11 protein-coding genes and 1 tRNA gene are annotated in these 9,804 nt (G+C 48.6%); 3 read left to right on the plus strand and 9 right to left on the minus strand.

What is annotated here, in order from left to right:
• The first annotated feature begins 228 nt into the window (after positions 1 to 228).
• Complete coding sequence (locus MR847_RS01240) at positions 229 to 1,164, plus strand: DMT family transporter (protein WP_287722724.1); 936 nt, start codon at positions 229 to 231, stop codon at positions 1,162 to 1,164.
• On the opposite strand, the gene MR847_RS01245 is transcribed toward MR847_RS01240, so the two are convergent.
• The 8 genes from MR847_RS01245 to MR847_RS01280 all read right to left on the minus strand — a co-directional run bounded on the left by MR847_RS01245 (position 1,133) and on the right by MR847_RS01280 (position 6,439).
• Complete coding sequence (locus tag MR847_RS01245; RefSeq protein ID WP_100425583.1) at positions 1,133 to 2,359, minus strand: carbohydrate binding domain-containing protein; 1,227 nt, start codon at positions 2,357 to 2,359, stop codon at positions 1,133 to 1,135. The two genes, MR847_RS01240 and MR847_RS01245, sit on opposite strands and share 32 nt — an antisense overlap.
• Positions 2,359 to 3,213, minus strand: a complete 855-nt coding sequence (locus tag MR847_RS01250) for a TIGR02147 family protein (RefSeq protein WP_277002532.1) — start codon at positions 3,211 to 3,213, stop codon at positions 2,359 to 2,361. Before MR847_RS01250 ends, MR847_RS01245 begins: the two co-directional genes overlap by 1 nt.
• Positions 3,214 to 3,295: 82 nt before the next feature.
• Positions 3,296 to 3,835 (minus strand): GNAT family N-acetyltransferase, encoded by a 540-nt coding sequence (locus tag MR847_RS01255; protein WP_157797935.1) that lies wholly within the window; start codon positions 3,833 to 3,835, stop codon positions 3,296 to 3,298.
• A 10-nt stretch (positions 3,836 to 3,845) separates the two neighbouring features.
• Entirely contained in the window at positions 3,846 to 4,271 is a 426-nt protein-coding gene (locus tag MR847_RS01260) for a hypothetical protein (protein WP_287722726.1), read from the minus strand.
• Between the two features lie 93 nt (positions 4,272 to 4,364).
• Positions 4,365 to 4,448: transfer RNA gene (locus MR847_RS01265), tRNA-Leu, on the minus strand.
• 39 nt (positions 4,449 to 4,487) lie between these two features.
• A complete protein-coding gene (locus MR847_RS01270; RefSeq protein WP_287722727.1) occupies positions 4,488 to 5,222 on the minus strand; it encodes a hypothetical protein in 735 nt (244 codons plus the stop codon).
• Positions 5,219 to 5,722 (minus strand): hypothetical protein, encoded by a 504-nt coding sequence (locus MR847_RS01275; protein ID WP_106519834.1) that lies wholly within the window; start codon positions 5,720 to 5,722, stop codon positions 5,219 to 5,221. Before MR847_RS01275 ends, MR847_RS01270 begins: the two co-directional genes overlap by 4 nt.
• The gene (locus MR847_RS01280) at positions 5,723 to 6,439 is read right to left on the minus strand and encodes a hypothetical protein (RefSeq protein ID WP_158256963.1); all 717 of its coding nucleotides are present in this window, start codon (positions 6,437 to 6,439) and stop codon (positions 5,723 to 5,725) included.
• Positions 6,440 to 6,547: 108 nt separating this feature from the next.
• On the opposite strand from MR847_RS01280, the gene MR847_RS01285 reads away from it, so the two are divergent.
• Positions 6,548 to 7,699 (plus strand): toxin-antitoxin system YwqK family antitoxin, encoded by a 1,152-nt coding sequence (locus MR847_RS01285; protein WP_287722729.1) that lies wholly within the window; start codon positions 6,548 to 6,550, stop codon positions 7,697 to 7,699.
• On the opposite strand, the gene MR847_RS01290 is transcribed toward MR847_RS01285, so the two are convergent.
• Positions 7,700 to 8,506: a hypothetical protein gene (locus tag MR847_RS01290; protein WP_146139504.1), complete on the minus strand. Its 807-nt coding sequence runs from the start codon at positions 8,504 to 8,506 to the stop codon at positions 7,700 to 7,702.
• Positions 8,507 to 8,589: 83 nt separating this feature from the next.
• Here MR847_RS01290 and MR847_RS01295 point away from each other — a divergent pair.
• Positions 8,590 to 9,804, plus strand: a 1,215-nt coding sequence (locus tag MR847_RS01295; RefSeq protein ID WP_287722731.1) for a CotH kinase family protein, incomplete at its 3' end; no start/stop codon positions are given.

The raw sequence follows: 9,804 nt of genomic DNA on the forward strand, positions 1-9,804 counted from the left end.
GGCTTCTCCTTGGCTGGAAGGATTTACCTTGGCAAGGAGCGCTACCTCTGACGAGAAGGTTCCCAGCAGCAGGGAGGCTTTTGTGCGGAACGAACCGCTTGGCCTACCCGGCCGGGGGCAAGATAGGGGGGGGGAGTGTGTATGCAGGGGGAATCCGCGGAAGGGTATGTTTTTTCTTGGACTGAAAGTTCTTTGCCTTGCGGCACGCAATCCTTAGTAAATTTGGGAATGAAAATTTTTAACGAGCGTTTTATGCAAAACAGCAAGATTCTCCATGCGCATCTTTGTCTTCTTTCCGCGGCGACGATCTGGGGGCTGATGGCTCCGATCGGGAAAGCGGCGATGCTTTCGGACATTACGGGCATCGATATGGTCTTTTTCCGCACGACAGGCGCCGCAATTTGCTTTTGGCTGATTTCCCTTTGCACCTCAAAAACGCGGAACGAAAAAATTCCCCTCCGCGATTTGCTCAAACTCTTTGGTGCGGGCTTCTTTTCCATCGTCGGAAATCAGACCTGCTACAACATCGGACTTTCCATCACTTCGCCAATCAATGCGACGATCGCCACAACTTCCCTTCCGATCTTTGCCCTGATTTCTTCCGCCCTCTTTTTAAGCGAGCGCATCACCTGGAAAAAAATCCTCGGCATTGCGCTCGGTTTAAGCGGCGCATGGATCCTGATTCTCGGGAGCGCTACGGCATCTAACGCAAAAGCGGGAAGCCTCGCCGGCGACCTTCTCTGTGTTCTTGCACAGTGTTGCTTTGCCGTTTACCTAGCCCTATTCAAGAACGTCATCAGCCGATACAATACGATCACCTGCATGAAGTGGATGTTCACCTTCTCGGCAGTTACCACCTTGCCACTCACATTACCGCAAGTGATGCAGATTCCACTTGCGCAAGTTCAAACCAACACCTGGGCCGAAATCTCCTTCGTCGTTCTCGGCGGAACTTTTCTCGCCTACCTCTTGATGATGCATGCGCAAAAGACGCTTTCGCCGACCATCGTCGCCATGTACAATTACGTTCAGCCAACCGTTTCCTCGGTCGTGTCCGTCGCAGTCGGGCTTGCGATTTTCGGGCCGAGTCAGGGTTTCTCCATTTTACTGATTATTCTCGGCGTTTATACCATCAGTCGATGCGGTAAATCTTCACATCCTTGAACTGATACTTCGTCTGGTTCTTGCCCACATTGAATTCGAGGCGAGAAAAGAGATCATCGACCAGAGCCGCATATTCGAACTCATACGATTTCCAGACCGGTTCAAGAGTCACATGTTCCTGGAGAGCTTCGGTATTGTACGTGCTGTAAGAACCGATGCGAACCGTGACATATGCAGAATCCTGCGCGTAAGCGGTAAACACAAGCTTGTACTTGCGATTCTTCAAAAGCGGAATATCTTCATGGATCAGCTGCACACTGTAGCTGTACGGCCCCGGATACGTCACGTTCACCATCATGATGTTGTTCGACACGGAAGTATCTGCATAACCGCCAAGCTGACGCACCAAGATCCAATCTTCGCCGGTTTCAAACGTCCCGTTCGAAACCCAGTTGGAATCGACAACATCATACCGCGCAAGTACATCCTCTGCGTAATCTTCTTCCTCAGTACCAGAGGCATAGTTCACAATGTAATGTGACGCCGAGAAAGACTTTACAAAGCGCGTTGTCAAAGAATCCCAAAGGACCGCATTATGCAAAGCATCGAAACGAACCGTGTCGCCGTCGAGCATTGCCGTCGAAAGAGAGAGACCTTCCACCCAGTCCGGCACACTAAAACGCACCGTCAAAGAAATCGCTCCATTTTCTGCAGTATCCAACTGATCCTGCATGTAGCGAAGTTCGAACGAATCGAGCCCGGCAAGAGAGAATACAAACGGAACGTTTTTATCGGCCATTTTGAGAGAGCCCGTCACCTGAGGGGCAAGCGCAACCGGAGCAAAATGCGCCCCGATTTCCTTCAGCAAGCCTTCATCATCAATGGAAATGTCTCCAAAGGCTCGCATCCAGTCATCGATCGTTGTCGTCGAATCTTCCGTAAATGCGATCGTCATCGGGGCATCCGAAGCCACATCCGGCCACAGGGTTAAACCGTCTTCCGCGTCAAAACTCACATAGATATAATAGCTGGAATAAGCAGAAAGTTTCGAAAGTGCCAAATGCAATCCGTCAAGCTGGACAGAATCCGCATTTTCGCCAGAGCCATAATCCACAAAAAAGTGTGCCAAAAAAGAATGGGCCTGGATTTCTGGATTTCCAATTTCGATTCCCGCTTGATCCGACGACGTAGTACACGCCATCAACATAAAGGCGTACAAAAGAAGCGCACCCATAGAGAATCGAACAAACTTCATTACATTCCTCGCGTTAATGGGAACAGTTGGATGTTCACTTGAACAACATCCTCTCCTGTCCCCGACTCACTAGAGAAATCTAATAGTTCTTTTCGCATGAGTTGTAAATGTTTTTTTAAAGCAGGGAAATCTTTACGCTGAATCGCAAAAGTCACCGCCGAAATATCCCTTTTTTCTGCAGGAACATTTTCCATTGAATCTTTTGCCTGGTCGAGCATCTGACGATGGTACTGCTTCACCAACAGATCGCTTACCTCGTCATCGGTCGTAATCAAGGACTGCGCCTGGCTGTATCCGTTCGCCGTTCTGGAAATCAGTCCAAGGGAAGACAGCAGGTTCAAGGATTCCGCAGCCTGGGCCGGCGTAATCGTTCCGCCGAGACGTCTCGAAATCCATTCCGGAGCCGGATTGAAGCCCCGAAGTTCCACCATTTCACGGATTACGGAGTGATACCATTCCGTAAAGATTCGAAAATGTGCCTGGTCCATCTTATGCAAACGGGAACCTGGCGTGGACTTGACGAGCTTTCCATAGTAGAAAGCCTTTTCCTTGTCCGTCTTCGCCTGATTGAAGAACACCAGATTTTCGAAATAGGTAGCGCGTTCATCAGCGAGGTTCAACCCTTGGATGATTTTCACGACTGTATTCTTGGTAATGTTCCGTTTGCCGTCCATCACGAGCTTCAAATGCGCATGGCTCGAAAGCCCAGCCTTTGCGGCAAAGAAACGCAAGCTGAAAACCGCCGATGTCGACTTTTTATAGGCATAATAGTCGTGCAGGAATACACGGTAATTCGTGTATTGCAAAACGTCCGGCATGGACGGCTTCTTATTTTCTTCTGCACTTGGTTCCATGCTTATAAAATAATTGTTTGATCAAATATAAAGAGGGGCTGGCTAGGTTAAATGTTTACCTTTGTAACCGAGAGAATACATTCTAATTGGGCATAATTTTGGCGAATTTCGCATGATTTTGCCATTTCCCGTGCAAAAATTCCGCATCCTTCGCAATGCCTTCCTGTTCAAAGCCAAGCCTTTTCGCCAAGGCGCAGCTCTTTTTATTTTCCACGGCGGCAGAAATTTCCACCCGATGAATTCCCAAATTTTGAATGTAACCGAGGGCCAGGTTCATCGCTTCGGTCGCAAGGCCTTCCCCTTCAAAGGCGCTTCCCAAAAAATACCCGAACGATGCAGAACGGTTCTTCCAATCGATCCATTGCAAAACGACCTCGCCGACAAGCGCACCGTCTTCTAATCTTCGAATTCCAAAAGCGCCTCCGTTCGCCATATCCCGCTGCATCTGATAAGCCGAAATCGCACTATAGGCGTCGCCGATTTCCGTAAAATTTTCCACCCAGGGAAGCCAAGCGCCAAGAGAATCCCGTGAAGAATCCACGAGATACAAAACCTCTTCCGAATCTTCCGGCTCCAAAAAAGCGAGCGTTACCCGTTCGCCTTCGAGGACCTCTTCAGGCATTTCATAAAACTCATTCGACGTCTTGCACATAAAAGGCTCGTTGACATTCCTGGTCCGCTAGGGATTTACACGTATAATCGCGGTTCGGATAATAGTCTCCCGTTACACGGGTCAAGTGCACCGCAGCCGTGTCCTTCCAGCTTTTGGCAAACGCGGAAGTATCCGAAAGATAAATGCTGTCGCCTTTCACACGGTTGCCGTTTGCGTCGACGTCATACAAGAAAAAGCATCCCTTGCGGGCGCAGCGTCCCGTGAACTGGTAAGAGACTTCGCCATAGATCGTGCGGCAGAACGAAGCGTTTTCCGTTTCCGCCGAAAGCTTTGCAAGGCCGGCGACTGTCGTCTCCTGACAGGTGTCAAACGAGTCGCCTCCACTGCAGGCAGCCAAAAACAAGGCACAAATGACAGAGACAAAAATTCCAAACAAAGTCTTCATGCCCATAATATAATGAATTCAAAATTTCACAAAGCAAAGTGCACTTCAAGAATGTGCATAAAAAAAGTCCCGTCTTTTGAGGGACGAGACTTATGCGGGTGAAAGGACTTGAACCTTCATGTCCTTGCGAACACTAGAACCTGAATCTAGCGCGTATACCAATTCCGCCACACCCGCGAGTGTGTGAATCAAATTTTGAAAAATTCCATTCTTTTGTCAAGGGACAAACTCGCGAATCCAGCCTTCCCGATTTGCAGTCCACCAGGACCAGTCGTGTTCCCCGCGATTATCGAAACGGATAACGCACTGTTCTCTGCCTAAAACAGAACAGAACTCATCCAGCCAGGGCATTGTCCGGTTCGACGGGTAAAGGCGGTCGGAGCCGCCCTGCAAAAAGGTCCAGGAGCCCTGGCGCACCCGAATCGCTTTCGAAAGGTTCCGGGCGTCGGAGACCGACGAGAGGTTCGTGCTCACGAGAAGCCTTGCGCGCACCGCGCGTTTGCCGTAAAGCGTGTAGCCCGCGACGCCAAGTCCCCCGTCCGAAACGCCGACGAGCGAGACCGTATCGATCTGAATCTTATAGCGGGCTTCCACGGAATCGAGCAGCCGGTCCACGGTTTTCAGAACGGCCGAGGTGAGCCAGTGGTTATCCTTGCAAGCAGAGACGCTGACGACAATGTTTTCCTTTTTGGACTTTTCAAGGAACGGGACGAGCATACCGCCCGCTTCATAGCCTTTGGCGCATTTGGAACTTTGCATGCCGCCGTGGAACCAGACGTACACCTGGGGATGCTTGGGCGTTCCCCTGTACCAGACCGCAGACGGACTCGTGAAGGTGCCGACCGAAATCAGCAAGGAATCCGCCGTAAAATTTTTCACATTCGACTTGGAATCCGCTTTCGAAGCCAATGAAAACGTTGCAAGGCAAAGGAGAATCGCAAGGAATCTCATTTCTTACGCCTCAGCGCAATCCGCAAAGCCTGAATCGCAAGGAACACAAGTCCAATATTCAGCACCGCATACCACAGCACCGAACGCACGTGGTATTCATGAATTTCTTTGGGATCGAGAGCCAAATCGTTGCCTTCAAGGCCCGTCACAATCCACTCCGACTGCGAAATGCGCACTCCGCGCAATTCGATTGCCGCAGGGCCGATTTCCGCCCAGAACGGAATCCATTCCGCAAGAATTTTCTTTTGTTCTCCCGGCAGGGCAAGCACAAATGTCGCACCGCGGTCTTCATTCAAACAAATAAAGGTTTTGTCAAACAGCGGAATCCCGGTTCCCGTCCAACCGCGCGGAAACGCGACCGACGAGATTTTGCCATAAAAAAGATCCTCTTCGCCCGACAGGCTTTTGTAAAAAGGCTTCGTATGCATAAAAAGGTACGACGCCATAAAGCTAAAGAAGGCAGCCATCATCAAAAAGAGGATTCGCGAAGTGCGAGACATTTACTTCCTCGAACGGATAACAAAGAACAAGGTAAACAAGAGCAGAACGATCGACGCCAAGTAGAACACCTGCTGTATCCAGAATTTAATTTCTCGATTCTTGAGCGTCTGCATTTTAAAAGCTTGCAACAGATTTTCGCAGCGCACCAGGGATTCATCGTTATCGATTCGATTCCAAATATCGGAAAGATCTTTATTGCGTACCAAAAGGTTGCGGTAACGCTTGGCCAAGGAATCCGGCACCGCCTTTAGCAACGAATCGTTCACCTGGACCGCAAACCCGAGCCTTGCAGAATCCAGCGCAAAAATTAGCGGTTCCGCCGCAGAAAATTTCCAACGGCTCAAACCCAGCGTCAAGGTCTTCGCCTCTTCAAGCCAATTCGCACGCAAAGGTTCATAGCGTTGCACCGAAGCGACCCAGGCGAGCACTGATTCTTCAAACGCCGCAAAATCCCTTTCCGGAGGCATCCAATTAACTTTACGCGCACTTTCCGACGCCGTATGCAACGACACCGCCGTTTCGCGTAAGCCACGCAGCGAAGACATCAAAAGCGTCGGGTCGTTTCCCGGCTGAACGCGAATCTGTTCCATCTTGCGCATGACGCGAGATTCTATAAACTTGTAATCCGAAAGCGTTTCACTGTATCGGTTATAGATTTCAACTTGTTGCTTTTGCGAAAAATAAAACAGAATGGTCAAGACCAAAGTCAAAAGCAAGACGCCCCACACCAAAGGGGTATTGATTCGGCTCTTTAAAATTTCCGAGATAGACTGAAAGCGATTCGCTACCATATTCCGAAATTACCTTTTTTCTAAGTTATAAACATGAGTAAACGCCAAAATCTCGTCCTTTTGACCCTCTGTGCAGCCCTTTTTTGCGCCTGTGGAGAACAAGATGTGCGCGAAACAGTGCATTACAACGGCATTCGAAAAAACAAAGTCGCTTACAAAGACGGCAAGCCTCACGGCGAGTTCAAGCGTTGGACATCGCACGGAGACCTCGCGGAATCCGGCATTTACAAAAACGGACTGCGGGAAGGCACTTGGACAGAATGGTTTACCGACGGCAAAGTGCAGGCCCAAGGCGAATACGAAAACGGCAAAAAGCAGGGCGAATGGAAAGGGTTCTTTCAAGACGGAACCGTCGCCTGGAAACACTTCTATCAAAACGGAGAACCCACAGGAACCTGGCTTGAATATTACGCAACGCCCGGAAACATCCGCACGGGCCGCCAAGAAAATTCCCTCAAAGAAATGAACTCCTGCTTCAAGAATTCCGCCACGGGCATCCGTGAAACATACGCCCCAAACGGAAAACCGATGCGTTTTGAAAACTGCAAGTTCGGCGTCTTGGAAGGCAAAGTCAAAAGCTTCTACCCGGGCGGATCCGTCGAATCCATCCTCGAATACAAACAGGGCGTCCTAGACGGCAAAGCGGAATTTTTCCGAGCAGCCGGAGGCTATTACAGAGATTTTCCGAAAGCGGGAAAAGCCTTCCTCACAGGCTTTTACAAAAACGGCATCCGGGATTCCGTCTGGACATACTTTGCCAAAGACGGTTCCGTGCAAAAGACGAGCGTTTTCCAAAACGGGAACGGCATCGCTTACGGTGAACTCGGAGAAAACGGCATCGACGCAGAAACCACTTTCGTCGCAGGCCTTGTACAAGATACACTTCGTTACAAGCTTCCCGGACGTAAACTGGACTTTGTCGAAATCTGGGACAAGGGCGAAAAGAAAGTGCTGCGTTCCTATTATGAAAATTCAGGGAAGCTCGCAAGCGAAGGAAACTTTGCAAACGGCAAGCGCAACGGATTTTGGAGAAACTGGTACGAGAACGGCAAAATCAAAGACAGCCTATTTTACAAGGATGACGCCCCGTTCGGAGAGCAGCTGTATTACGATTCCACAGGCAAGCTCTACATGCGAAAAAATCAGCTCGGCAAGAACGGCCCAATGGAAGTGAAATTTCAATAATTAAAATTCGTAGCGAAGAAAGAGTTCTGCGCGGTGGCCTGTTTCAAAGCCGAAGAGCGTCCCGCGATTCATCTCGTATCCAAAGCCATAGCCAAACGGCAGAGCCTTGAAAAAGTACGCGATTTCACCGCGCATCCGAAATCCCCAATACGCATCGTCCATTTTCTGGTAGCGATACATCAGGTTTTTATTCTGCGATTCGTTTACACGATGGCGGATCATAAAAACGTACGAAAGCTGCACCCCCCGTTTGACTTCAAACGAATAGAACGGCTTCCATATAAACGAAGCCTGACCGCCGATTTCATCTCCGGGCTGAAAATGATTCTTTTCAATGAAGGTATAATAGCCGAGAGAAGCTCCCAATAGCAAATGCTTTGAAAACGGATAAGCCGCCAAAGGTTCTATCGCAACACGCTGAAAGCGCTCGTTTTGACTTCCTTCTCCCGGGGCAAAGCGAAAGCTTGCGCTCAGACCAAAATAATCCACCGGAAAGAGCTTGAATCCCAAATAGGATTCGTTAAAACCGTTGACCCTTAAATCCAAAATCTCGTGTTGCTGTTCAAAATCCGCCACTTCATATTGCAACGAAATGAAACGATAAGAAACATCGCTATAAAGGCTAAAGCATTTGCAAAAAGCGACTTCTGTCAAAAAACGGACATCCGCACTATAAACATCATCGCGGAGTTCCACAATTCCGCCGAATGTAACGGACGTCCGCGGGGATGTCACCGGGCGCAACGCTTCCGTCGCATGCGATAAGACGCATGTTCCGAGCAACACTCCAAAAAGGATTTTGAACATTTTCGACGAGATGACCATTTGTCAAGAAATATAACAAGCTTTTTTAACATTCCATGCGTTTATTTCTACTTTACTAAGAATCGATGAGCAAAATACGGTACATACTTCTGCTTCTCTGCAGCCTGTTTTTCGTCCAATGCCTTTGGAACGAATCCGAGCTTGAGCCCAGCTATTTACCGCTCGACGACTCCGAATATCCGTATGCAGATTTGCCGCGCCTTGTCATTGAAACCGTTGACTTTCAGCAGATTCGAAACAAGGAAACCGAAGTCCCCGCCTACTTGCAAATCTACGGCAAGGACCTTCCCGAAAGCGATGTCAAATATTTAACGATCAAAGGCCGAGGAAATTCCTCCTTTGAAATGACCAAATACGGATACAAGCTTGAATTCGAAAACAAGGAATCCTTATTTGGAATGCCTCGAAATCGCGACTGGGCTTTGATCGCCGTCCATTGCGACAAGAGCTTTTTGCGCAATTACATTTCTTATCGCCTAGCCGAGCAACTCGGAGATGAATACGCCCCCCGGCTACGCTTTGTGGAGCTCTATTTGAACCGCGAATATTTGGGGCTTTACCAACTGACGGAAACCGTTAAAGTCGGAAAATTCAGAGTGAATATTCCTAAAAATGATTCCAGCTTCCTTTTTGAACGCACAACGACGGAATCCGACAAGGCCTCTTTTTATTCATCCTTCCAGCACCTGTTTGAAATTCATTCTCCCCAAAACGCAAACGAAGCATCCCTCTCTCTGCTGAAAGATCACATTTACGCTTTCGAAAATTTTATACAGACTAACGACGGATTGAATTTTGATTCCCTGCAAAAATGGATCGACGTCACGGACTTCGCCCGATTCCTTTTGATTCAGGAATTTGCCAAGAATCAAGACGGCAATCGCCGGAGCACCTATCTCACTTGGCAAAAAGATTCCGTCTTAAAAATGGGCCCCGTCTGGGACTTTGATCTGACTTATGGAGTCCATTTCCGCAAAGAAATTCCTCCGAGCGGATGGTACATTCGCAACTACGGTTGGAACAGATTCTTATTTAAAAACAAAGCGTATCAAAAAAAGGTGCGAGAATTCTGGGAAGATCACCATTCCACATTCGAATCGGTCCTGGATACGATAGATATTCTCTATCCGAAACTTCAAAAAGTGGCCAATAACGAATACAAACGTTGGCCCGTTTTAAAGGAACATTCCATTTGGCCCTTTTCAAAGGGTTATGACAGTTATACCGAATCCGTAGATTCCCTTAAAAGTTGGATTGTGCAGCGCATTGAATGGATGGAC

The sequence above is a fragment of the Hallerella sp. genome (assembly GCF_022776125.1).
In the GTDB taxonomy this organism is placed as follows: domain Bacteria; phylum Fibrobacterota; class Fibrobacteria; order Fibrobacterales; family Fibrobacteraceae; genus Hallerella; species Hallerella succinigenes.

Excerpts from the sequence above, each read along its gene's own strand:
- MR847_RS01285 (WP_287722729.1), top strand. The coding sequence starts at position 6,548 with ATGAGTAAACGCCAAAATCTCGTCCTTTTGACCCTCTGTGCAGCCCTT.
- MR847_RS01275 (WP_106519834.1), bottom strand. The coding sequence starts at position 5,722 with ATGTCTCGCACTTCGCGAATCCTCTTTTTGATGATGGCTGCCTTCTTT.
- MR847_RS01245 (WP_100425583.1), bottom strand. The coding sequence starts at position 2,359 with ATGAAGTTTGTTCGATTCTCTATGGGTGCGCTTCTTTTGTACGCCTTT.
- MR847_RS01250 (WP_277002532.1), bottom strand. The coding sequence starts at position 3,213 with ATGGAACCAAGTGCAGAAGAAAATAAGAAGCCGTCCATGCCGGACGTT.
- MR847_RS01260 (WP_287722726.1), bottom strand. The coding sequence starts at position 4,271 with ATGAAGACTTTGTTTGGAATTTTTGTCTCTGTCATTTGTGCCTTGTTT.
- MR847_RS01240 (WP_287722724.1), top strand. The coding sequence starts at position 229 with ATGAAAATTTTTAACGAGCGTTTTATGCAAAACAGCAAGATTCTCCAT.
- MR847_RS01290 (WP_146139504.1), bottom strand. The coding sequence starts at position 8,506 with ATGTTCAAAATCCTTTTTGGAGTGTTGCTCGGAACATGCGTCTTATCG.
- MR847_RS01270 (WP_287722727.1), bottom strand. The coding sequence starts at position 5,222 with ATGAGATTCCTTGCGATTCTCCTTTGCCTTGCAACGTTTTCATTGGCT.
- MR847_RS01255 (WP_157797935.1), bottom strand. The coding sequence starts at position 3,835 with ATGCCTGAAGAGGTCCTCGAAGGCGAACGGGTAACGCTCGCTTTTTTG.